Annotated in this window: 19 protein-coding genes; 9 read left to right on the top strand and 10 right to left on the bottom strand. The window is 71.7% G+C overall.

What is annotated here, in order from left to right; all coding sequences use genetic code 11:
* Positions 1-9 precede the first annotated feature (9 nt).
* The 4 genes from IE258_RS31880 to IE258_RS31865 all read left to right on the top strand — a co-directional run bounded on the left by IE258_RS31880 (position 10) and on the right by IE258_RS31865 (position 5,007).
* Positions 10-1,038 carry an agmatine deiminase family protein gene (locus tag IE258_RS31880; protein WP_189749189.1) on the top strand — a complete coding sequence of 343 codons (1,029 nt, stop codon included), beginning with the start codon at positions 10-12 and terminating at the stop codon, positions 1,036-1,038.
* Positions 1,039-1,055: 17 nt separating this feature from the next.
* Positions 1,056-1,658 carry a TetR/AcrR family transcriptional regulator gene (locus IE258_RS31875; protein WP_159330463.1) on the top strand — a complete coding sequence of 201 codons (603 nt, stop codon included), beginning with the start codon at positions 1,056-1,058 and terminating at the stop codon, positions 1,656-1,658.
* A gap of 309 nt (positions 1,659-1,967) precedes the next feature.
* Entirely contained in the window at positions 1,968-3,572 is a 1,605-nt protein-coding gene (cimA, locus tag IE258_RS31870) for a citramalate synthase (RefSeq protein ID WP_189749188.1), read from the top strand.
* Positions 3,573-3,636: 64 nt separating this feature from the next.
* The gene (locus tag IE258_RS31865; protein ID WP_189749187.1) at positions 3,637-5,007 is read left to right on the top strand and encodes a hypothetical protein; all 1,371 of its coding nucleotides are present in this window, start codon (positions 3,637-3,639) and stop codon (positions 5,005-5,007) included.
* A 14-nt stretch (positions 5,008-5,021) separates the two neighbouring features.
* Here the strand turns inward: IE258_RS31865 and IE258_RS31860 are convergent, their stop codons facing one another.
* A complete protein-coding gene (locus IE258_RS31860) occupies positions 5,022-5,987 on the bottom strand; it encodes a DMT family transporter (RefSeq protein ID WP_189749208.1) in 966 nt (321 codons plus the stop codon).
* Positions 5,988-6,099: 112 nt separating this feature from the next.
* Between IE258_RS31860 and IE258_RS31855 the strand changes: the two genes are divergently transcribed.
* Entirely contained in the window at positions 6,100-6,699 is a 600-nt protein-coding gene (locus IE258_RS31855) for a TetR/AcrR family transcriptional regulator (RefSeq protein WP_189749207.1), read from the top strand.
* 43 nt (positions 6,700-6,742) lie between these two features.
* Positions 6,743-7,318, top strand: coding sequence for a cysteine hydrolase family protein (locus tag IE258_RS31850; RefSeq protein WP_189749186.1), 576 nt, complete (start codon positions 6,743-6,745; stop codon positions 7,316-7,318).
* On the opposite strand, the gene IE258_RS31845 is transcribed toward IE258_RS31850, so the two are convergent.
* Positions 7,305-7,862: a YceI family protein gene (locus tag IE258_RS31845; protein ID WP_109036151.1), complete on the bottom strand. Its 558-nt coding sequence runs from the start codon at positions 7,860-7,862 to the stop codon at positions 7,305-7,307. The two genes, IE258_RS31850 and IE258_RS31845, sit on opposite strands and share 14 nt — an antisense overlap.
* Before the next feature lie 150 nt (positions 7,863-8,012).
* Here IE258_RS31845 and IE258_RS31840 point away from each other — a divergent pair, with 150 nt between their 5' ends.
* The 3 genes from IE258_RS31840 (at position 8,013) to IE258_RS31830 (ending at position 12,296) form a co-directional block, all read left to right on the top strand.
* Complete coding sequence (locus tag IE258_RS31840) at positions 8,013-10,343, top strand: polysaccharide lyase 8 family protein (RefSeq protein ID WP_189749206.1); 2,331 nt, start codon at positions 8,013-8,015, stop codon at positions 10,341-10,343.
* 154 nt (positions 10,344-10,497) lie between these two features.
* The gene (locus tag IE258_RS31835) at positions 10,498-12,081 is read left to right on the top strand and encodes an acyl-CoA carboxylase subunit beta (RefSeq protein WP_159330471.1); all 1,584 of its coding nucleotides are present in this window, start codon (positions 10,498-10,500) and stop codon (positions 12,079-12,081) included.
* 17 nt (positions 12,082-12,098) lie between these two features.
* Positions 12,099-12,296 carry an acyl-CoA carboxylase epsilon subunit gene (locus IE258_RS31830; protein ID WP_059302326.1) on the top strand — a complete coding sequence of 66 codons (198 nt, stop codon included), beginning with the start codon at positions 12,099-12,101 and terminating at the stop codon, positions 12,294-12,296.
* A 268-nt stretch (positions 12,297-12,564) separates the two neighbouring features.
* On the opposite strand, the gene IE258_RS31825 is transcribed toward IE258_RS31830, so the two are convergent.
* The 8 genes from IE258_RS31825 to IE258_RS31790 form a co-directional block, all read right to left on the bottom strand.
* Positions 12,565-13,146 (bottom strand): GTP-binding protein, encoded by a 582-nt coding sequence (locus tag IE258_RS31825; RefSeq protein ID WP_009314218.1) that lies wholly within the window; start codon positions 13,144-13,146, stop codon positions 12,565-12,567.
* The gene (locus tag IE258_RS31820) at positions 13,127-13,699 is read right to left on the bottom strand and encodes a DUF742 domain-containing protein (RefSeq protein WP_142200578.1); all 573 of its coding nucleotides are present in this window, start codon (positions 13,697-13,699) and stop codon (positions 13,127-13,129) included. The genes IE258_RS31825 and IE258_RS31820 overlap by 20 nt, the downstream gene beginning before the upstream one ends.
* Before the next feature lie 94 nt (positions 13,700-13,793).
* The gene (locus IE258_RS31815) at positions 13,794-14,207 is read right to left on the bottom strand and encodes a roadblock/LC7 domain-containing protein (protein ID WP_004983065.1); all 414 of its coding nucleotides are present in this window, start codon (positions 14,205-14,207) and stop codon (positions 13,794-13,796) included.
* A gap of 10 nt (positions 14,208-14,217) precedes the next feature.
* Positions 14,218-17,460, bottom strand: a complete 3,243-nt coding sequence (locus IE258_RS31810) for a sensor histidine kinase (protein WP_189749185.1) — start codon at positions 17,458-17,460, stop codon at positions 14,218-14,220.
* Between the two features lie 417 nt (positions 17,461-17,877).
* Positions 17,878-18,453 (bottom strand): GTP-binding protein, encoded by a 576-nt coding sequence (locus tag IE258_RS31805; RefSeq protein ID WP_003973455.1) that lies wholly within the window; start codon positions 18,451-18,453, stop codon positions 17,878-17,880.
* Positions 18,434-18,832, bottom strand: coding sequence for a DUF742 domain-containing protein (locus IE258_RS31800; protein WP_003973454.1), 399 nt, complete (start codon positions 18,830-18,832; stop codon positions 18,434-18,436). The genes IE258_RS31805 and IE258_RS31800 overlap by 20 nt, the downstream gene beginning before the upstream one ends.
* A 111-nt stretch (positions 18,833-18,943) precedes the next feature.
* The gene (locus IE258_RS31795) at positions 18,944-19,357 is read right to left on the bottom strand and encodes a roadblock/LC7 domain-containing protein (protein ID WP_003973453.1); all 414 of its coding nucleotides are present in this window, start codon (positions 19,355-19,357) and stop codon (positions 18,944-18,946) included.
* A 9-nt stretch (positions 19,358-19,366) separates the two neighbouring features.
* Positions 19,367-23,329 (bottom strand): nitrate- and nitrite sensing domain-containing protein, encoded by a 3,963-nt coding sequence (locus IE258_RS31790; RefSeq protein WP_189749184.1) that lies wholly within the window; start codon positions 23,327-23,329, stop codon positions 19,367-19,369.
* Between the last annotated feature and the right edge of the window lie 317 nt (positions 23,330-23,646).

The following is a 23,646-nucleotide window of genomic DNA, read 5'->3' as shown; positions in this document are numbered from 1 at the left end:
GACACCTCCATGACCTTCCGCATGCCTCCCGAGTGGGCTCCGCACGAACGCACCTGGATGGCCTGGCCCGGCCCCAACTCGACGTTCACCGACGACGAGGAGCTGGCCGAGGCCCGTGCGGCCTGGGCCCGCGTCGCCCGCGCGGTGCGCCGCTTCGAGCCGGTGACGATGGTGCACGGACCCGGCCAGGGCGCCACGGCGCGTGAGCTGCTCGGCCCGGACGTCGACCTGGTGGAGCGCGAGCTGGACGACGCCTGGATGCGGGACATCGGCCCGACCTTCGTGACGGACGGGAGGGGCCAACTGGCCGCCGTGGACTGGGTGTTCAACGGCTGGGGCGCCCAGGACTGGGCCCGCTGGGAGCACGACGCCAAGATCGCCCGCCACGTCGCGGACCTCGCCGGCGCCCCCGTGCTGAGCAGCACCCTCGTCAACGAGGGCGGCGCGATCCACGTCGACGGCGAGGGCACGGTCCTGCTGACCGACACCGTCCAGCTCGGCTCCGGCCGCAACCCCGGCCTGACCCGTGAGGAGGTCGAGGCCGAGATCCACGCCAAGCTCGGCACCACCAGGGCGATCTGGCTCCCGCACGGGCTGAGCGGCGACTACGGCAGGTACGGGACCCAGGGCCACGTCGACATCGTCGCGGCCTTCGCACGGCCGGGCACCGTCCTCGTGCACAGCCAGCGAGACCCCCGGCACCCCGACCACGAGCGCTCACAGCTGTACCTGGAGATCCTCCGCGGCCAGAGCGACGCCAAGGGACGCCGTCTGGAGGTGGTCGAGGTCCCCGCCCCGACGGTCCTGAAGGACGAGCAGGGCGGCTGGGTCGACTACTCGTACATCAACCACTACCTGTGCAACGACGGTGTCGTCCTGTGCGCCTTCGGCGACCCGAACGACGAACGGGCGGCGGGCATCCTCCGCCGCCTGTTCCCCGACCGGACGGTGACCCTGGTCGACGCGCGTACGATCTTCGCGGGTGGCGGAGGCATCCACTGCATCACGCAGCAGCAGCCGAGGACCTACTCGACCTAGAAGACCCGGGAGTGGAGATGGCCGGTGGTGGGCGCAGGCAGGCCCCGCCGCGCGAGGACGTGCTCGCCGCCGCCATGGAGATGATCGCCGAGCGCGGCCTGGAGAAACTGACCATGGCGGCGCTCGGCCGCGAGGTCGGCATGAGCAGCGGCCACCTCCTGTACTACTTCGGCTCCAAGGACGAACTGCTGCTGCGCACCCTGGAGTGGAGCGAGGGCCGCCTCGGCGCCGAGCGCGGCCGTCTGCTCACCCGGCCCGGCACCGCCCGGGAACGCCTCGACGCCTACGTCGACCTGTACGTCCCGGACGGCCACCGCGACCCGCACTGGACGCTGTGGCTGGAGGTGTGGAACCGCTCGCAGAACGCCCCCGACGAGGCCCGCGACCGGCAGGCCGCCATCGAGGGCGCCTGGCACCGCGACCTGGTCGCCCTGCTCGCGGAGGGCATCTCGCGCGGCGAGTTCCGGCCCGTGGACCCCGACCGTTTCGCGTCCCGGCTGCGGGCCCTGCTCGACGGCTTCGCCATTCACGTGGCGATCGGCCTGCGCGGGACGGACCGGGCGCAGGCGCTGGGCCACGCACGGGAGTTCCTCGCCGAGGGGCTCCTGCCACGGTCCTGATCCGGACGCCCGTCGCTCGCATCCTGAGACGGGCGGTGGACAGGGGGACGGAATGTGCCAGACTGCCACCGTGCTCTCGTTCGCCATGATTATTGGCAGCAGGCGCGCCGGTCCGCAGTGACCACCACGTACGACCAGGTACGGGTGGACACCGTCGTCCTCGACCCGCGCGCAGACCTCTCGCACCCGCGAGAGGTTTTTCGCTTTCCTGGCCCACCCCGAGCCGGGAAGAGAGCGCGAGGGATCATAGACGGACGGTGGAACCGGTCATTCCGGTAGACCGAGATCCCATACAGGAGCCTTCAGATCATGACCGCAACCAGCGAACTCGACGATTCGTTCCACGTCTTCGACACCACCCTGCGCGACGGCGCGCAGCGCGAGGGCATCAACCTCACGGTCGCGGACAAGCTGGCCATCGCACGGCACCTGGACGACTTCGGTGTGGGCTTCATCGAGGGCGGCTGGCCCGGCGCCAACCCGCGGGACACCGAGTTCTTCGCCCGCGCCCAAGAGGAGATCGACTTCCGGCACGCCCAGCTGGTCGCCTTCGGCTCCACCCGCCGGGCGGGCGCCACCGCCGCCGAGGACCACCAGGTCAGGGCGCTGCTCGAGTCCGGCGCCGAGGTGATCACCCTGGTCGCCAAGTCGCACGACCGGCACGTCGAGCTGGCCCTGCGCACCACGCTGGACGAGAACCTGGCGATGGTCGCCGACACCGTCTCCCACCTCAAGGCGCGGGGCCGCCGGGTGTTCGTCGACTGCGAGCACTTCTTCGACGGCTACCGCGCCAACCCCGAGTACGCCAAGTCCGTCGTGCGCACCGCCTCGGAAGCCGGCGCCGACGTCGTCATCCTGTGCGACACCAACGGCGGCATGCTCCCGGCGCAGATCCAGGCCGTGGTCGCCACGGTGCTGGCCGACACCGGCGCCCGGCTCGGCATCCACGCCCAGGACGACACCGGCTGCGCCGTCGCCAACACCCTCGCCGCGGTCGACGCGGGCGCCACCCACGTCCAGTGCACGGCCAACGGCTACGGCGAGCGGGTGGGCAACGCCAACCTGTTCCCGGTCGTGGCCGCCCTGGAGCTGAAGTACGGCAAGCAGGTCCTGCCCGAGGGCCGGCTGCGCGAGATGACCCGGATCTCCCACGCCATCGCCGAGGTCGTCAACCTCACCCCCTCCACCCACCAGCCGTACGTGGGCGTCTCCGCCTTCGCGCACAAGGCCGGCCTGCACGCCTCCGCGATCAAGGTGGACCCGGACCTCTACCAGCACATCGACCCCGAGCTGGTCGGCAACACCATGCGGATGCTGGTCTCCGACATGGCGGGACGCGCCTCCATCGAGCTCAAGGGCAAGGAACTCGGCATCGACCTCGGCGGCGACCGCGAGCTGGTCGGCCGGGTCGTCGAGCGGGTCAAGGAGCGCGAGCTGGCGGGCTACACCTACGAGGCCGCCGACGCCAGCTTCGAGCTGCTGCTGCGCGCCGAGGCCGAGGGCAGGCCGCTGAAGTACTTCGACGTCGAGTCCTGGCGCGCGATCACCGAGGACCGCCCCGACGGCAGCCACGCCAACGAGGCCACCGTCAAACTCTGGGCCAAGGGCGAGCGCATCGTCGCCACCGCCGAGGGAAACGGCCCGGTCAACGCCCTGGACCGGTCGCTGCGCGTCGCCCTGGAGAAGATCTACCCCGAGCTGGCCAAGCTCGACCTGGTCGACTACAAGGTCCGCATCCTGGAGGGCGTGCACGGCACCCAGTCCACGACCAGGGTCCTCATCTCCACCTCGGACGGCACGGGGGAGTGGGCCACGGTGGGCGTCGCGGAGAACGTCATCGCCGCCTCGTGGCAGGCCCTGGAGGACGCCTACACGTACGGGCTGCTGCGGGCGGGGGTCGCGCCCGCCGAGTGAGCCCGGCACATGATGCCCTCGCTCTTTATGTCTGATTGAGACCCGTTCGGGTACGTTCGAACGTATGAAGGGCGTTCGTGCTCGGTTCCTCATACGCCTCCTGGTCGCGCCGGTCGTCGCCGCGCTGGCGGTGCTGCTGGCCGGTGCGTCCGGTGGGTCCGGTGCGTCCGGTGAGCAGGCGCAGACCGACGTCTCCGAGATCGGCGAGGCCCTGCGCGAGAGTCCCGTGTACGTGGACCCGGCCGCCTCCGACCTGCTGTCCAAGTCGGACGCGGACGCGCTCGCCCACAAGATCGAGGACGCGGGCGAACCCGTCTTCGTGGCGGTCCTTCCGGCCGGCTACCCGACCGAGAACCTCTTCCAGAACCTGCGCACCGAGACCGGCATCACCGGTCTGTACGGCGTCCGGCTCGGCGACCGCTTCGACGCCCGCGCCGACAGCAGCGTGCTGAGCCGCCAGGGCGTGCAGAACCTGGTCACCGCCGTCCAGGGCGCGGGCGATCCCAAGGCCCAGCTGAACGACTTCGTCGACGACGCGCTGCGCAGCGTGCGCGGCTCCGCCCCCTCGTCCTGGGACTCCGGCGGCGGCTCCGCGCCCACGGGCGCCCTGATCACCGCGGGCGCGGTGGTGGTCCTGGGCGGCGCGGGCGTCTACGCGGTCTCCCGGCGCAGCCGCCACCGCCGCGAGGCGGAGCAGCGGGCGGCCCTGGAGCGGCTGCGGGTGGTGGTCGACGAGGACATCACGGCGTTCGGCGAGGAGCTGGACCGCCTGGACTTCCACCCGGCGGAACCGGGCGCCGACGACGCGATGCGGGCGGACTACGAACGCGCCCTCGACGCCTACGAGCAGGCCAAGACCTATATGGCCGACGCCCGCAAACCGGAGGACGTGCGCGCCGTCACCCAGGCGGTGGAGGACGGCCGCTTCTCGCTCGCGCAGCTGGCCGCCCGCCGCGAGGGCAGGCCGCTGCCCGAGCGCAGGCCGCCCTGCTTCTTCGACCCGCGCCACGGCCCTTCGGTCGCCGACGCCACCTGGACCCCGCCGGGCGGCACCACGCGCCGGGTCCCGGTCTGCGCGGCCGACCAGGCCCGGCTGTCCGACGGCCGGGACCCGATGATCCGCGAGGTGGACACCGATTACGGCCGCCGTCCCTACTGGGACGCGGGCCCGGCCTACGGCCCCTGGGCGGGCGGCTACTTCGGCGGCGGCATCCTGCCCGGGCTGCTGGTCGGCACCATGCTCGGCAGCATGATGGCGGGACCCGCCTACGGAGCCGGTTACGGCACCGGGTACGGCGACTTCGGCGGCTACGAGGGCGGCGACGTCTCGGGCGGCGACTTCGACCCCGGGGACTTCGGGGGCGGCTTCGGCGGCGGGGACTTCGGCGGTGGCGGCGGTTTCGGCGGCGGAGGGGACTTCGGCGGCGGCTTCTGAGGGGCGCGGCGGGGTCAGCGCCTGGCAGCCTTCGGCCCGGCAGCCTTCGGCCTCGGGGCCGCCGGACGGTCCGCGCCGGACCGCACGGGCTCCAGGGACCGCCGCCTCCGGTCCGGGCCGCCCCCGCGCCGGACGACGACCACGGCCGCGAGGCCGACCGCCAGGCCGAGGGCGGTCTGGACGCCGAAGGGCTCACCGAACATGAGGGCGCCCCACACCGCGGTGACCGGCGCCATGAGGAACATGAGGGTGTTGACCTCGGTGATGCCGGACCGGCGCAGGATCAGCCAGTACAGCCCGTAGCCGCCGAAGGTCGGCAGCACCACCAGCCAGGCGGTCGCCAGCCAGAACGAGGTCCCGGCAGGCGGCGTCGCCGCCCCGGCGGCCAGGGCGAGGCCGGAGAACAGGACGGCGCTGGTCGCGCAGTGGATCGTCAGGGCGACGCGGGGCGCGACCGGCTCCCGTGTGCGGCTCTCCAGGAAGGTGGCCGCCACCAGCGACAGCATGCCGAGGAACGGGACGAGATACGCCCACCAGGCCACTGACGCCCCGGCCGCCGCGGCGTCGGCGAGTGTCACCGTGGCCACGCCGGACAGCCCGAGCCACAGTCCGAGCCACTGCCTGCGGGAGACGTACTGCCGCAGCAGGGGACCGGCGAGGGCGCCGGCGACCAGGGGCTGGACGCCGTCGATCAGGGCGGTGGTGCCGCTGGAGACACCCAGCTCGATGGCGTAGTAGACGCTGAGCAGATAGCCGCTCTGCGACAGTGCGCCGATGGCGATCTGCCGGCCGGCGCCCCGGAGCGTCAGACCCCGCCAGGCCGTCCGGGAGACGAGCGCGGCGGCGGCCAGCAGGACGGCGAGCGGCAGGAAGCGCCACATCAGGAGGGTGGGCGTGGCAGCGGTCTCCGCACCGAGCTTGGCGCCGATGAAGCCGGAGCTCCAGCACAGTACGAAGGCGGCCGAGAGCAGGGCGTTCACGTCGACCACATCCAGAGTCGTAGTAGACAGATCGGTTTACTCATTCCGAGTGCCCACTATACAGACCGGTATACTCGTGGCCATGGGTGCAGAGGCCGCGGGTGGAGAGGTCATGGGTGAAGAGGTCGTGGGAGCCGCGGGGAAACCTCGCCGGGTCCGAATGACGCCGGGCGCGCGACGGGTGCTGGAGGCCGCCGAGCGGCTGTTCTACGCGCACGGCATCCACGCCGTGGGCGTGGACCTCATCGCCGCCGAGGCGGGGGTGACCAAGAAGACGCTGTACGACCGGTTCGGCTCGAAGGAGCAGATCGTCGTGGAGTACCTGGCCGGGCGCGACGAGCGCTGGCGGGACCTGCTCGCCGGACGGCTGGAGGCGGCGGGGGAGGGGGCGGCCGCCCGGGTCGAGGCGGTCTTCGAGGCATCACGCGCGTGGTCGGCGCGGTACGGCGCCAAGGGGTGCAGCATGATCAACGCACATGCGGAGATCAGCGACCCGGCCCATCCGGCCCACCCGGTCATCATCGGCCAGAAGCGGTGGATGCTCGACCTCTTCACCGGCCTGGCCCGGGAGATCGACGCGGCGGGCGCGGACCGGCTGGCCCGGACGCTGATGCTGCTGCACGAGGGGGCGCTGGTCGCCCACGGGGTCGGCGTGCTCCCCGACCCCTTCGACACCGCCCTCGACCAGGTGCGGGAGTTGCTGGGCAGGTGAAAACGGGCGGTGCGCGGGCCGGACGTCCCGCTACGGTGGGCCTGTGCCGCCCACCACCGCGCTCCTCGTCATCGACATGCAGAACAGCACGGTCGCCATGGCGCACCGGGCCGCCGAGACGGTCGCCGCGATCGCCCGGCTGAGCGAGCGGGCGCGGGCGGCCGGGGTGCTGGTGGTGACCGTGCGGCAGCAGGACGCGGGCATGGTCCCCGGGACCGAGGGCTGGCGGGTCGTGCCCGAGCTGGCGCCGCGGGAGGGGGAGCCGGTCGTGGACAAGACGACCCCGGACGGCTTCCTGGGCACCGACCTCGACGCGGTCCTGACGGCGCGCGGTGTCACCGAGGTGATCGTGACCGGGTTCGCCACGGAGGTCTGCGTGGACACCACGGCGCGGCAGGCGCTGAGCCGGGGCTACGACCTGGTGGTCGTCGCCGACGGGCACACCACCTCGGTGCGGACCGGGGCGGACACCGACCTCGTCCCGGCGGACCGCTCGATCGCGCAGTACAACGCCGTCTACCGCACGATCGGCTGGCCCGGCCGCCGCATCCGGGTCCGGGCCGCCGCCGACGTGGACTTCGGTGCCCCCGAGGGGGCACGGGGCGTCAGGCCTGCCTGATCGCCGAGATGTCGAAGTTCAGCTTGATCTTGTCGGAGACCAGTACGCCGCCCGTCTCCAGCGCCGCGTTCCAGGTGAGCCCCCACTCCGAGCGCTTGATCTCCGCCTTGCCCTCGAAGCCGACGCGCTCGTTGCCGAACGGGTCCTTGGCGGCGCCGTTGAACTCCAGGTCGATGGTGAGCGGCTTGGTCGTGCCGAGGATCGACAGGTCACCGGTGATGCGGTAGTCGTCGCCCCCCAGGGACTCCGCCTTGGTGGAGCGGAAGGTCATCGTCGGGTACTCGCCCGTGTTGAAGAAGTCCGAGCTCTTCAGGTGCCCGTCACGGTCGGGGGAGCCGGTGTCGATGCTGTCCATCGTGATGTCCAGGGACGCCGTGGAGCGGGACGGGTCGGTGCCGTCCAGGTGCAGCGTGCCGGTGAAGTCGAGGAACTTGCCCTTGACGTTGGTGACCATGGCGTGGCGCGCCGTGAAGCCGATCGTCGTGTGGGCCGGGTCGACGGTGTAGTCGCCGGTCAGCGTCGCGAGGTCGGGGGTGGCGGTCATGGTGTCCTCCAAGGAAGGCGTTGAAGTTGAATGTTCAACCAGTCCAACGGTTTCGACTCTAGAGCTATTCCGCGCCGCCATCAACCACCCGCGCCGCACGTGTTGCGGCACTGTTCCCCTCCGCCTCCCGGCGTGATAGACGGCATGAGCATGACCCCACAGCGCCCCACCGCCCCCACCCGTCGCGCGGTCCTGCTCGCCGCGGCGGCCGCCGCCGCCCTCACCACCGTCCCCCGTGCCGCGGCCGCCACCGCCGACCCCTACGACACCCTCCGCCGCCGCTGGCTCGACATCACCCTCGGCACCGGCTACGACCCGGCCGCCGAGCCGTACGCCTCCCGCCTCTCCGAGACCGGCGAGCGCGCCCGCGAGCACCGCGCCACCATGGCCCCCACCCCCACCTCCCTGTGGCCAGGCCACCCCTTCGACCCGCCGGCCGGCATCACCTTCGCCTACGGCCGCCTGTGGACGATGACCGAGGCGTACGTCCAGGAGGGCACCGGCTCCACCGGCGACCCCGCCCTCCTCGCCGACATCCTGCGCGGCCTCGACCACCTCTCGGCCACCGTCTACAACCCCGCCACCACCCGCTACGGCAACTGGTGGGAATGGCAGATCGGCAGCCCCCGGCTCCTGATGGACATCACGGCCGCCCTGTACGACCACCTCGGCACCGACCGCGTGGCCGCCGCCTGTGCCGCAGTCGACCACTTCGTCCCCGACGCGATGCTCGGCGACTACACCGGCACCTCCACCGGCGCCAACCGCGTCGACCTGTGCCGCTCCGTCGCCCTGCGCGGCATCCTGGGCCGGGCCCCCGCCAAGATCGCCCTGGCCCGCGACGCCCTCTCGCCGGTCTTCCCGTACGTCACGAAGGGCGACGGGCTCTACGCCGACGGCTCCTTCGTCCAGCACACCTGGGTCGCCTACTCGGGGACGTACGGCCAGGTCATGCTGGACGGCCTCGGTCGGCTGTTCACCCTGCTGGCCGGGTCCGAGTGGGAGGTGACCGACCCGGGCAAGCAGATCGTCCTCGACAGCGTCGAACACGCCTACGCGCCCCTGATCCACGACGGGCTGGTCATGGACATCGTCAACGGGCGGGCCATCAGCCGGGGTTACCTCAAGAGCGACGACCTGCACGTCATGCGCAGCGACCACTTCCACGGCCAGCAGATCATCGCCGCCATGGCGGTCCTGGCGGGCGGGGCGAGCGGCGCCGAGCGCGAGCGCTGGTACGCCAGGATCAAGGGCTGGATCGACCGGGACACCGTCACCCCGGTCCTCACCGCGCCCCAGTTCCCGGTCGCCGACCTGGCCCGGCTGCACGCGATCGCGGCCGCCCCGGGCGAAGCTGCCCCCGAGCCCGTCGGGCACCACCTCTTCGCCGCCATGGACCGCGCCGTCCACCGCCGCCCCGCCTTCACCGCGGGCCTCGCCATGGCCGGCGACCGCATCGCCCACTACGAGTGCGGCAACGGCGAGAACCCGCGCGGCTGGCACACCGGCGCCGGGATGCTCACCTGGTGGGCGAACGGGACCGCCTCGGATCAGTACACCGACTGGTTCTGGCCGACCGTCGACTGGTACCGGCTGCCCGGCACCACCGTCTCCACCAAGCGCCTGCCCGACCGCGCGGGCGGCGAATGGGGCGCGCCAAAACCGGACGTGAGCTGGGTCGGCGGCACGACCGACGGCGAGTACGCGACAGTGGGGCAGCACCTCAAGGGGCTCGGCTCCACCCTCGAAGCCCGCAAGTCCTGGTTCTTCCTGGACGACTCCGTGGTCTGCCTGGGCGCGGGCATCGCCTGCGCGGACGGCGTCCCGGTCGAGACGGTCGTGGACAACCGCAACCTGGGGGAGGGCGGCGACCCGGCCCTCGTCCGCGGCCGGCACTGGGCACACCTGGAGGGCCACGGGGGCTGGATCGTGCCCGGGGGCGGCCTCAGGGCCCTGCGCGAGGACCGCACCGGCGCCTGGTCCGACATCAACACCACCAGCACGACCGAGCGCCGCACCCGGCGCTGGCAGACCCTCTGGCTCGACCACGGCACCGACCCCGCCGACGCCACGTACGTCTACACCGTCATGCCGGGCGCCTCCCGGTCGGCCGTGGCCCGCCGCGCCGCCGACCGCCACCGGGTCACGGTCCTCGCCAACGACCGCCGACGCCAGGCGGTCTCGGTCCCCACCCTCGGTCTCACGGCCGCCAACTTCTGGCAGGCCGGCACCGCGGGCCCGCTCACCGCGACGGCCGGGGCGAGCGTGCTGGTCCGCCGCTGGGGCCGTACCGCTACCCTCTGCGTGAGCGAACCGCCGCGCACGGGAGAACCCCTGGAGATCATCTGGGACCACCCGGTGAGAGCGGTGCCGCGGGCCGACGAGACGGTGGAGATCCTCGCGACGGGCCGCCGACTGCACCTCCGCGTCACCCCAGGGGTGGTATGCACCACCCATGAATGTGAGGTGACTCTCAGCTGACGGCTTTGTGTGACCTCTACAAGCGGAAGCCCCTCTGAGCAGTCGAAAAGGCTGCATGCGACGAGGGTTCTGTTCGGTGCTACCAGGAAAACGGGCCGGAGACTGTACGGAGTCGACGGCTCGCAATCCTTGGTGGGCTTCGTAGAGTCGCTACATGACCGTTTTGGATGAGGCGCCGGGTGAGCCGACGGACGCGCGCGGGCGAGTGGCCGAGCTGCACGAGATCCGTGCGCAGGCGCTGGCCGGGCCGAGCGAGAAGGCGACGGAGGCGCAGCACGCCAAGGGCAAGCTGACGGCGCGTGAGCGGATCGAGCTGCTGCTGGACGCGGGCTCCTTCCGCGAGGTCGAGCAGCTGCGCCGGCACCGGGCGACCGGGTTCGGCCTGGAGGCCAAGAGGCCGCACACCGACGGTGTCATCACGGGCTGGGGGACGGTCGAGGGCCGCACGGTCTTCGTCTACGCCCACGACTTCCGGATCTTCGGCGGCGCGCTGGGCGAGGCGCACGCCACGAAGATCCACAAGATCATGGACATGGCCATCGCGGCCGGTGCCCCGCTGGTCTCGCTCAACGACGGCGCCGGCGCCCGCATCCAGGAGGGCGTCAGCGCGCTCGCCGGCTACGGCGGCATCTTCCAGCGCAACACCAGGGCGTCCGGTGTCATCCCGCAGATCAGCGTGATGCTCGGCCCGTGCGCGGGCGGCGCGGCGTACAGCCCCGCCCTGACCGACTTCGTCTTCATGGTCCGCGACACCTCGCAGATGTTCATCACGGGCCCGGACGTGGTCAAGGCGGTCACCGGCGAGGAGATCACGCAGAACGGGCTGGGCGGCGCGGACGTGCACGCCGAGACGTCGGGCGTGTGCCACTTCGCCTACGACGACGAGGAGACCTGCCTCGCCGAGGTCCGCTACCTCCTGTCCCTCCTCCCGCAGAACAACCGGGAGAACCCGCCCCGCGCCGAGTCCGCGGACCCGGTGGACCGACGCTCGGACGTGCTCCTGGACCTGGTCCCGGCGGACGGCAACCGCCCCTACGACATGGCCAAGGTCATCGAGGAACTCGTCGACGAGGGCGACTACCTGGAGGTCCACGAGCGCTGGGCCCGCAACATCATCTGCGCGCTGGCCCGCCTCGACGGGCAGGTCGTCGGCATCGTCGCCAACCAGCCGCAGGCCCTGGCCGGCGTCCTGGACATCGAGGCGTCGGAGAAGGCGGCGCGCTTCGTCCAGATGTGCGACGCCTTCAACATCCCGATCATCACTCTTCTGGACGTACCCGGCTTCCTGCCCGGTGTCGACCAGGAGCACGGCGGCATCATCCGCCACGGCGCCAAGCTCCTGTACGCGTACTGCAACGCGACCGTGCCCCGGATCTCGCTCATCCTGCGCAAGGCGTACGGAGGTGCTTACATCGTCATGGACAGCCAGTCCATCGGCGCCGATCTCACCTACGCCTGGCCGACCAACGAGATCGCGGTGATGGGCGCGGAGGGTGCCGCGAACGTCATCTTCCGCCGGCAGATCGCCGGGGCCGAGGACCCCGAGGCCATGCGGGCGCGCATGGTCAAGGAGTACAAGTCCGAGCTGATGCACCCCTACTACGCGGCCGAACGCGGCCTGGTCGACGACGTCATCGACCCCGCGGAGACCCGCGAGGTGCTGATCAAGTCCCTGGCGATGCTCCACACCAAGCACGCCGACCTGCCCTCCCGCAAGCACGGCAACCCGCCGCAGTGACCCGAGGAGCCACTTCCATGTCCACTCCCGACATCCGCGTCGAGAAGGGCCACGCCGAGCCCGAGGAAGTCGCCGCCATCACGGCCCTCCTCCTGGCCCGCGCCGCCGCCCGCCCCGCCGAGATCGCCCCGACCCACGGCGGCGGTCGCGCCCGCGCGGGGTGGCGCCGCCTGGAACGCGAACCGGGTTTCCGGGCGCCGCACAGCTGGCGCTGACCTGAGATACGAGCGAGGCCCCTCCGTCAGGAGGGGCCTCGCTCGTTTAGGGGCGCGGGGCTGTGTCGATATGCGGCTCCGCCGCGTGGGCGCGACCAGCCACGTACTACGCACCCGGCAACGAAACCGCCCCCGGCAGCCCAGTGGCCGCAGGGGGCGTCGCGCAACCCGGCGCTGACGGGGTGCCGCCTGCGCCCACCCGTGCCGCCCCAGCGGCACGACTGCCCGCAGGCTACGGCGGCACGACTGCCGCAGGCTCAGCGGCGCGTCAGCGCAACCGGGCCATCAGGGCGTGCTCCACGAGAGTGATGAGCGCGGACTTGGCGTCGGCGCGGTGCCGGGCGTCGGTCGTGATGATCGGCGTGTCCGGGCCGATCTGCAGCGCCTCCCGGACCTCGTCCGGGTTGTACGGCTGCTGCCCGTCGAAGCCGTTGAGCGCGATCACGAACGGCAGACCGCTGTTCTCGAAGTAGTCGACGGCCGGGAAGCAGTCGGCCAGCCGCCTCGTGTCGACCAGGACGATCGCCCCGATGGCGCCGCGCACCAGGTCGTCCCACATGAACCAGAACCGGTCCTGGCCGGGCGTACCGAAGAGGTACAGGATCAGGTCCTGGTCGAGCGTGATGCGGCCGAAGTCCATGGCGACCGTCGTGGTCGTCTTGTCCCCCGTGTGGGTGAGGTCGTCGATGCCCGCCGAAGCGGATGTCATCACGGCCTCGGTGCGCAGCGGGTTGATCTCCGAGACAGCGCCGACGAACGTGGTCTTGCCCACGCCGAAGCCGCCCGCCACCACGATCTTCGCGGAAGTGGTGGAGCGGGAAGGACCGCCGCTAGAGCTTGCGAAGTCCACTGAGCACCCTTTCGAGCAGTGTCACGTCTGGCTGGCCGCCGGCGCTCTCGTCGCCGCCGGGCTGATGGATGGCGACCAGTCCCGCCTCCGCCAAGTCGGCGACGAGGATCCTGGCCACGCCGAGAGGGATCGTCAGGAGGGCCGAGACCTCGGCCACCGACTTGATCTCCCGGCAGAGGTTGCAGATCCGCTGATGCTCGGGCAGTTGGCCCTGCATCTGGTGCGGCTGCGCGGTGGTGTGCACCAGCGCCTCGATGGCGAGCTGGTACCGGGGCCTGGTGCGGCCGCCCGTCATGGCGTACGGGCGCACCAGGGGGTTGTTCGACGCCCCGGCGGGCGCCGGCTCAGGGGTGCGGCGCTGCGGCTGCACGGGCTGGATGCGCGGAGCGTGCGGCTGGTCGTACGGCGAAGGGCCGGGGCCCTGCGGCGCGTACGGCTGCCGGTGGTTCGGCACGGAGGGGTAGCCGTACCCGTTCGCCGAGCCGTCGCCTTGGCCCTGACCAGGGCCGTACGACCAGTTGCCCGATGACGGACCGCCTGGGGGTGTTGCCACTTTTTCCTCCTCCGACTGTGCCTGGCACCCATCACTGTGGAGCCGCGTCCCGAAACTTTACGGCCACGGGACGCCAAAACGCACCGTCTGTCCTTTAGTTGAGAAGGCTCCCTTGGAGCTCAGCCCGCAGATCAGGGGTCAAAACCGTGCCCGCACGGTCCACCAGAAGGGCCATCTCGTACCCAATGAGACCGATGTCCGCCTCCGGGTGTGCGAGAACCGCGAGGGACGAGCCGTCGGAAATGGACATGATGAAGAGGAATCCGCGCTCCATCTCCACAACCGTCTGGTTCACGCTGCCGCCCTCGAAGATGCGCGAGGCACCGGCGGTCAGCGAGGTCAGGCCGGAGGCGACGGCCGCGAGCTGATCGGCTCGGTCGCGGGGGAACCCTTCGGACATCGCCAGAAGGAGTCCGTCGGCGGAGACCACCACCGTGTGGGACACCCCCGGGGTGTTGTCCACGAAGTTGGTGATCAACCAGTTCAGGTTCTGCGCCGCCTGGCTCATCGGGCTCACACTAACGCTCCTGGTTGTAGGTGCTGTCAGGACCACGGTGTTCATTCCTTGTGTCCTGGCCGTTCGTTTCACTGCCTGCGTTGCGGCCTCGCTCGACGCCGCGCCGCAGGTTGCTCAGCCTGCCCCGGACGTCCTCCGGAGCGCGGGAGACCTGGGGGCCTCCCTGTGGAGTGGTCTCGGCCGCGCCCTCGACCAGGTTGGCCTTGGGCACCCGCCGCGGCAGACCCGAGGAGGTCACCCCGCCCGCCTTGGGCTTGCGCAGCGCCGAGGCCTGCTGCCAGCGGTCGTCGTTGGCCGACCGCCAGGTGTCCTCGCCGCCCGCCCCCGGTGCGGCGGCCGGTGTCTCCTGGCCCACGTGCCCCGCATCGCCCGCGCCGCCCGCGGTGGATCCGCGGCGGGGAAGACCGGCGTCGGTCAGCTCGTGGGCGGCGGAGGGGGCCGGCCCCGGACGGTCGAAGCCTACGCGGTCCGGCTCGGTCACGTCAGCGGCCTGGGCGGATTGCGCCTGCGGGGCACCCGCGGAGTACTGGTCCGGATATCCGTTCTGGTATCCGTCCTGCTGCGGCCAGTCGTCCTGGTGGCGCCGCTGCTCGAAGGGGGAGTAGCTCCCGTTCTCCGGCGCACCGCCGTTCGGCGCGTAGTACTGCTCGTCGTACGACGCCTGCTGCGGTTCCTGGTAGGCCTGCTGCGGGTCGGCGTAGGCCGACTGCTGGTCGTACCCGGCGGTCGCCGGCTCCTGGTACCCGCCGTTCGGCTGCTGCTGGTAGCCGTCGAGGGCCTGGTCGTAGCCGGCCTGCTGACCGTCGTAGCCCGGCTGCTGACCGGCGAACCGGTCCTGGAACCCGGTGGCCTCGTCGCGCCCGCCGTCGCCCTGGTCCACCGGACCCGGCAGCTCGGGGTGCGACTGGGCCTCCAGGGCCGCGCGGCGCTCCTCACGCATGAGCGAGCGGCCGACCGGGTCCAGCTCGCGTATGTCGTCGGGGATCTCGGCGTACCGGCTGTCGTCGAAGCCCAGCTCGGCGGCGGTCCGCATGGGCTGGCCGACCTGGCCCACCTGGCCGAAGTTCTCGCCCTGGAAGTTCTGCTCCGGGATGATCTGCGACACGGTGAACTCGTCGCGCTGCTGCTGCTCGCCACCGCCACCGTGGGTGATGGCGTCCGGGAGCATGACCAGCGAGGTGGTGCCCGCCTGCTCCCCGGAGGGGCGCAGCTGCACGCGGATGCCGTGCCGGTCGGACAGCCGGCCGACCACGAACAGGCCCATGCGCTGCGAGATCGCGGCGTCCACGGTCGGCGGGTTGGCCAACTTGTGGTTGATGTCCGCGAAGTCCTCGGCGGTCAGGCCGATGCCCTTGTCGTGGATCTCGACCATCACGCGGCCGTCGGGCAGCCGGGTCGCGGTGACGCGGACCTTGGTCTGCGGCGAGGAGAACGTCGTGGCGTTCTCGAGCAGCTCGGCGAGCAGGTGCACGAGGTCGGTCACGGCACGGCCGTGGATCTCGGCCTCGGGGACACCCGACAGCTCGATGCGCTCGTACTGCTCCACCTCGGAGGAGGCGGCGCGCAGCACGTCGACCAGCGGAACCGGCTGGTCCCAGCGGCGGCCGGGCTCCTCGCCGGCGAGGACCAGGAGGTTCTCGCCGTTGCGGCGCATACGGGTGGCGAGGTGGTCCAGCCGGAAGAGGTTCTCCAGCTGGTCGGGGTCGGCCTCGTTGTTCTCCAGGTCGGTGATCAGGCTCAGCTGGCCCTCGATCAGCGACTGGTTGCGGCGCGACAGGTTGGTGAAGATCGCGTTGATGTTGCCCCGCAGCAGGGCCTGCTCGGCGGCGAGCCGGACCGCCTCGCGGTGCACCTGGTCGAAGGCGCGGGCGACCTCGCCGATCTCGTCGGTGGAGGTGATCGGAATCGGCTGCACCCGGGTGTCGACCCGGCCGGGGTCGGTGCGGGAGAGCTGGTCGACCAGCATCGGCAGCCGCTGCTCGGCGATGCCGAAGGCGGCGTTGCGTAGCTGGCGCATGGAGCGGCTCATGCCGCGGGCCACCATGCCGGCCAGCACGAACGCGGCGAGCAGCGCGATGACGACCGCGGCGCCCGTGATGTAGGCGTCGCGCTCGGCGTCGTCGGCGATCGTGGACGCCTCGGACACCGCCTTGTCGGCCAGGTCCGACTCGATCTTCTGGTACGCGTCGAACTTGAGGGTGTTGACCGCCCACCAGTTTTCCGGCGTGATGCCCTGCTGGGCCAGCTCCGCCCGCGCGCTGGTGTCCGTGGAGGCGAGCTGGGCCAGCTCCGAGATCATCGTGGTCGGGTCGGACGGCGGCGGCACGTAGTCCGGGTCCTTGGCCTTGGCCTCCTTGGCCATGGCCGCGCCGTCCTCCTTGAGCTTCGCCTCGGCGTCCTCGAGCTTCTGCGCGTCCGCCTCGGTGCCGCCGCCGATGTACTCCTCGATCGCGATGCGCTCCAGGTAGGCGTACGAGGAGAGCGCGACACGCTGGCTGGCGAGGTGGCTGGGCTCCGGACCCGGCTTGACCAGCATGTGCATGCCGATGGAGCGCTCCAGGGAGAGCGCCGCCTTCGTCAGCGAGATCGCGTAGACGGTGCGGCCGTAGGAGGTGATGTTGCCGGTGCCCAGACCCAGCTCGTTGGCGAACTCCATCAGGGGGTGGGCGACGCCGGTGTAGCCCTCCTCGGTCTCCACACCCTTGAGCTTGGAGGTGTACGCGGCGGCCCGCAGCGTCTGGAGCTTCGGCTCCTGCTCGCGGAACACCTTCAGCCGGCGCTCCAGGCCCGCCTTGCCGGGCATGCCCTGGGCCGCCTCGTCGAACGTGTCGGCCGCCTCGTCGGTGGCCCGGCGGGCCTCGGCGACGGTGGTGTCCTTCTCGCCCTTGCCCTGCAGCAGGGGAGCCGCCGTGATGTCGCGCTCGTTGTAGAGGGCGTTGGCGTAACCGAGGGAGGCGCGCACGAGACGCGCGGTGCTCTCGGCGTCCTCGGCGTCCTGCCAGGTGTCGATCGAGCTCTTCACCTGGAAGCCGCCCATGACGAGGCCGACCAGCACGGGTATGAGCAGGATCGCGTTCAGCCGGGTGGTCACCCGCCAGTTGCGGGGCGTGAAACGGCCACCGCTCGGCGCGGGCGGCTCGGCCTTGGGTTCCGCGGCCGGGGCGGGGGCGGGCGCCGCTGTGCGCGGCGGCGGGGTGAAGTTGCCCCGGGCCGATGGCTCGGGACTGTTCTTGCTTCGCCTCACTCGACCAACAACCTCTCGGCGGTCGGCACCTGTGTCGTGCCGCGGTGTCTCAGAACCCACTCCGTCAGTCATCGAGTACGCGCTACTGCTGAGTACGTCTTTGACCATGGGGCAGTTCTGGCATTCCAGCACGGCGACCAGCGCTCTTCCAAACAGTGGAACGCGGGGGTTACACGTGATGTAAGCCCCACGTAAAACGGTCATAAAGAGCGAGGTCCGTCAAAAGACGGGGCGTTCGTGCGCGCAGCGAGACCAGTTGACCGCGTCGCGTGTCGGTACCACCCGATTCCTCTGCCGAAACGTTATGAACAGCGGAGCCGACCGTGTCAAAGGACACAGCCGGCTCCGAACCGTCTACGACAAGTGCCGTAGAAGCCAGCCGACTTGGCTGCGGCGGTTGGCGGACCCGCCGGGGGCCTACCGCAGGCGGGCCATCAGCGCGTGCTCGACCAGCGTGATCAGCGCGGACTTGGCGTCGGCGCGGTGCCGGGCGTCGGTCGTGATGATCGGGGTGTCCGGGCCGATCTGCAGCGCCTCGCGCACCTCGTCCGGAGAGTACGGCTGCTGGCCGTCGAAGCCGTTGAGGGCGACGACGAACGGCAGGCCGCTGTTCTCGAAGTAGTCGACCGCGGGGAAGCAGTCGGCCAGCCGGCGGGTGTCGCACAGCACGACCGCACCGATGGCGCCGCGCACCAGGTCGTCCCACATGAACCAGAACCGGTCCTGGCCGGGAGTGCCGAACAGGTACAGGATCAGGTCCTGGTCGAGCGTGATGCGGCCGAAGTCCATGGCGACCGTCGTGGTCGTCTTGTCCCCGGCGTGCGTGAGGTCGTCGATCCCGGCGCTCGCCGAGGTCATCACGGCCTCGGTGCGCAGGGGGTTGATCTCGGAGACGGCGCCCACGAACGTGGTCTTGCCGACGCCGAAGCCGCCGGCGACCACGATCTTCGCGGAGGTGGTCGCCCGCCCTCCGTCAGAGCTTTCGAAGTCCACTGAGCACCCTTTCGAGCAGTGTCACGTCAGGCGCACCGCCGTTGTTCTCATCGCCGCCGGGCTGGTGAATGGCGACGAGCCCGGCCTCCGCGAGGTCCGCGACCAGGATCCGCGCCACGCCGAGCGGCATCGCCAGCAGGGCCGACACCTCGGCCACCGATTTCACCTCGCGGCACAAGTGGCAGATCCGCTGGTGCTCGGGGAGCAGTCCCATGAGCGCTGCCGGGTCGGCCGTCGTACTGATCAGCGCCTCGATGGCGAGCTGGTAGCGCGGCCTGGTCCGGCCACCGGTCATCGCGTAGGGACGGACCAGCGGCTGGTCGCCCTCGTCCTCGTACGGCTCCGCGTACGGATCATGAGAGGCGGTGGGCGGGGTCATGAATCCTCCGGGCGGGACAGCAAGTCGGTCAGTCAAGCCGTCTGACGAGGCCGGTGGGGGGATTGTGGCGGCCGGACGGTGATTTGGTAACACGGGTGGTGCCGGGGCCGATCAGTGGAGCAGACTGCCTTGTAGTTCAGCGCGCAGGTCGGGTGTGAGGACCGCACCCGCGCGGTCGACCAGGAGCGCCATCTCGTAGCCGACGAGGCCGATGTCGCACTCCGGGTGCGCGAGGACGGCCAGGGACGAGCCGTCCGAGACGGACATGAGGAAGAGGAACCCCCGCTCCATCTCCACGACCGTCTGCGCGACGTTGCCGCCCTCGAAGATCCGGGACGCCCCGGCGGTCAGCGAGGTCAGCCCCGAGGCGACGGCCGCGAGCTGGTCGGCGCGGTCACGAGGGAAGCCCTCCGACATCGCCAGGAGGAGTCCGTCGGCGGACACGACGACGGTGTGGGACACCCCTGGGGTGTTGTCCACGAAATTCGTGATCAACCAGTTGAGGTTCTGTGCCGCCTGGCTCATCGGGCTCAACTAACGCTCCTGCTGGTGAGTGGGCCGCGGGTAGCTGCCGGTCTGGTTGGTACCGGCCTGACGGCCCTGTGCGATTCCCCGACGGAGATTGGTCAGCCGGCCGCGCACGTCGTCGGGCGCACGCGAAACCGCCGGACCGCTCTGGTGCGACTGCTGCTGAGCCGTCCCCGGGACGAGGTTGGCCCGGGGGACCCGGCGCGGGAGGCCGGAGGTGGTGACCCCGCCCGCGGCCGGCTGCCTGACGCGCTCCGCCTGCCGGACGAGATCGTCGTTCGGCGAGCTGCGCCAGGCCGAGGTGGCCGGCCGCTGCGGGGCCGCCGGGGTCTGGGGCTGGGCGGCCTGCGGCTCCGGGGACGCGGCCGGGGCGGCCTGCGGCGCCCTCGCCTCGCGGTCCCCGTGGAACCAGTTGGTCTCCAGCGTGTCGTACAGCGGCGTACGTCCGTCACCGGGACCGGTGGCCGGGGGCAGGGCCCAACCGTCCTGGGGCCGCTGCGGGGGAGTGCCGTTGGTGTTCTGGCCCACGGGCTCCGGTGCGACCGGCCGCTGCGGGGCCGGCGGACGCGGGGCGCCGAAGTCGTTCCCGCCCTGCGTGCCGCCCGCCTGCGGACGCTCGAACTGTCCGGTGGCCGCCGGGTTCTGACGGGCCGGCAGGTCGTGCTGCCCGGTCGAGCCGTTGTCGTAGCCCTGGGCGCCGGCGAACCGGTCGGCCGGGGCCGAACCGTTCGGGGCCGCCTGGCCGGGCTGGCCGCCGAAGACGTCCGAGCGGACGAAGGCACCGCCGCCCTGCTGCGGCGCGGTCGGCTCGGGCCGCGCGAACTGGTCGTTCTGCGGCGCGTCCTGGCCGAACCGGCCCCGGTCGTACTGGTCCTGGCCCGGCCGGCCCTGGCCGTACTGGCCCGATCCGTACTGGTCCTGCCCGTACTGGTCCTGCCCGTACTGGGTCTCGTACTGGTTCTGGCCGTCGTGCCGGTTCTGCGCGGGCTGGGCGAACTGGCCCGTGTCCTGCGGCTCGTCCCGCCGGGGCGCCGGGGCGTCGAAGTCGGGGCGGGGGAACTCGGCCGTGGCGGCGGGGGACTGGGGCTCGCCGAACCGGGGCACGGCCGGCATCTCCGCGGTGGAGCCGGGGCCCTGCCGTTCGTCGGTGCGGGAGCCGTCCGGCTCGTCGTGGCCGCGCGGGGCGTCCAGCGAGGCGCGCGGCACGGGCGGCTGCGCGTTCTCGTCGCTCCAACTGGGCACGCGAGGCTGAGGGTTGCCACCGGGCAGCTCGGCCCGCGGACCGCCGCGCGGCGGCAGCTGCGGACGACGGCCCTGCTCGGCGTCGCCGTTGCCACCCCGCTTGGCGCGCTGCGGGGGCGCGGCGGGGGTGCGGGAGCCACCGAACATGTCCTGGCCCTGCGAGGCGTTGTTCGCCGGCGCGTTGCCCTGCGGCGCGTTCATGCCCGCGGCCTGCAGCCCCTGCGGAGCACCCGGCGCCTGACCGGCACCGGCACCCGCACCGGCGGGAGCCGGACGGTTCTGCTGGCCCGGGGCCGCCGGGGACTGGGGCCCGCGCGGGCCACCCGGCGCACCCGGGCGACCGCCCGCGTCGCGCCCGGGCAGTGCGGCCCGCGGCCCCTGGCCGGCACCGAGCCTGCCGCCCGGCGCACCGGCGCCGAGGGCACCGCCGCCGCCACTTCCACCGCCGAAGGCACCGCTACCCGCGAGGGCGCCGCCGCCCTGTCCGCCACGGCGGGCCGCGGCGACACCGGCGGCCGCCTGCGCGGCGGCCGGACCGCCGCTGCCCGCGCCGGGCTGACCGGGCTTGGGCTGCGGCTTGCGGCCGCCCTGGGCGACGTCGACGGGCAGCATGACCAGCGCGGTCGTACCGCCCGAGTCGGACGGGCGCAGCTGGATGCGGATGCCGTGTCGCTGCGAGAGGCGGCCGACCACGAACAGACCCATGCGGCGGGAGACGGAGACGTCCACGGTGGGCGGCGAGGCGAGCCGCTCGTTGATCGCGGCCAGGTCCTCCGGCGAGAGGCCGATGCCGGTGTCGTGGATCTCGATCAGCACGCGGCCGTCGGGCAGCGCGTGACCGGTGACCTTGACCTTGGTCTGCGGCGAGGAGAACGAGGTCGCGTTCTCCAGCAGCTCGGCGAGCAGGTGCACGAGGTCGTTGACCACGCGGCCGGCGACCTCGGTGCTCGGCACGGAGGCCAGCTCGATGCGCTCGTACTGCTCCACCTCGGAGGCGGCGGCACGGAGCACGTCGACCAGCGGGACCGGCCGGGTCCAGCGCCGGCCCGGCTCCTCACCGGCGAGGACGAGGAGGTTCTCACCGTTACGGCGCATACGCGTGGCGAGGTGGTCGAGCTTGAACAGCGAGGACAGCTGGTCCGGGTCGGCCTCGCGGGACTCCAGTTCGGAGATGAGCGAGAGCTGACGCTGGATGAGGCCCTGGGAGCGGCGCGAGAGGTTGGTGAACATCGCGTTGACGTTGCCCCGCAGCAGGGCCTGCTCGGCGGCGAGGCGGACCGCCTCGCGGTGCACGTCGTCGAAGGCCGCGGCCACTCGGCCGATCTCGTCCCGGGAGTGCACGCCGACCGACTCCACCGAGGTGTCGACGTCCTGCGGGTCGGTCTCGGAGAGCTGCTTGACCAGCTCGGGCAGGCGGTCCTGGGCGACCTTGGTCGCGGTGTCCTCCAGGCGGCGCAGCGAGCGGATCATGGACCGCGCCACGACGAACGCGCCGACCAGCGAGACGCCGAGCACGAGCAGGATGAGGACACCGGAGATGATGGCCTCTTGCTCGGACTCGTTGCGCAGCTCGCGGGCCTGCTGCTCCATGTCCTCCAGCAGCTTCAGCTCGATGTTCTTCATCTGCTGGATCTTGGTGGAGCTGTCGTCCAGCCAGTCCTGGTAGGACCGCGACTTCAGGCCCGCCAGGCCGTTGACCCGGCCCAGGGCGCGCCCGGCGTACTGGTCGGAGGTCTCGATCACCGGGTTGCCCTCGGAGATCGGCTTGAGCAGGTCCTCGGCGCCCTCGCCGTAGATGCTGGTGAAGCTGCGGATCTCGGAGGTCTGGCTCTGCAGCGCGGACTGGGCGTACAGCCGGTCGTTCTCGGCCAGGTCGCCCTTGTCCTTGTTGCTCGCGGGGAGGGCCGCGGCGAGGACCGCGCGCTGGATGGACGCGTACTCCTTGGCCGAGGAGAAGGCCGACAGGGCGCGCGTGCGCTGGATCATGTCGGGGTTGCTGGTCGCCTCCGCCATGTCCTGCGAGAGGTCGAGCAGGTGGGTGATCAGACGGTGGTAGGCCTCGACCGTCTGGGTCGAGTTGTCCTTCGCCGTGTACGCCGTGCTGCGGATCTTGGTCAGGTCGTTCAGGTCGCTCGCGATGCCGACGAGGCTGTCCCGGACGCCGACGAGCTTGCCGTCCTTGCTCGCTGCGTCGATCTGCTCGGACTTGTCGAGGAAGTTCTTCAGGGCCCGGTCGGTCTGCTCGCGGTCGCCCTTGACGGCGATCGCGCCGGACTTCGAACCGTGGGCCAGCGGACCGGCGGACTGGTCGCGCTCCTCCTGGAGCGCGGCGGCCAGCTCCGTGGCCTGCTTGGTCATCTCGGTCAGCAGCTTCATGTTCTCGAGCTGCTGGATGTCGTCCATCGACTGGTTGATGCGCAGCGCGCCCAGCGAGGTCGCCGCGACCACCGGAAGCGCCAGCAGCGACACCAGACGGGTGGAGATCCGCCAGTTGCGCAGGGCTATTCGCGGGCCGGGGCCGGTCGAGCCCTTGGCCGGCTTGGTGGGCTGCTGGCCGGGAGCGGACGGGCCCGTCGCCTGACCGGCGCGCTCCCCGCCGTCACCGGGCTGGGTCTGGCCCGGGTTCTGGGCGTGCTGGGGCGAGGAGCTGACGGCCTTGGGGCCAGTCCCGCCCTGCGGCTCCGGCTCCGCCGAAGCGCTGCCATCCCTCTTGAAACGTCCCTGCACTAGCGTCGCAACCTCTGGACCAGGCGCCCTGCCGCGTGAACGGCCGGACACGGTGTCGGCGTCAAAGGGGCGCCCTGAATACGCCCCTGTGTTGGTCGTGAGTGACCGGCGCTGGCTCCCCCTTCTCGCCGCCGCTCGGCGCTGGTGTGCGCCCCCTGTGCGCCGGCTCGATCCTGCGGCGGTCCGTGGAATTCCAGCACAGTGCAGGATCTCCAACAAGGCCCGTGGGGCAGGCCGTGAGATACGTGACACCACGTGAGGGCCGGGTCACCAGCCGTAGAAGATGATCACCCGTAAACCGGACGTATGCCCGCGAG

This window comes from Streptomyces tendae (assembly GCF_014650435.1).
Taxonomy (GTDB): Bacteria; Actinomycetota; Actinomycetes; order Streptomycetales; family Streptomycetaceae; genus Streptomyces; species Streptomyces tendae.
This window is presented reverse-complemented; position numbering and strand designations above follow the sequence as displayed.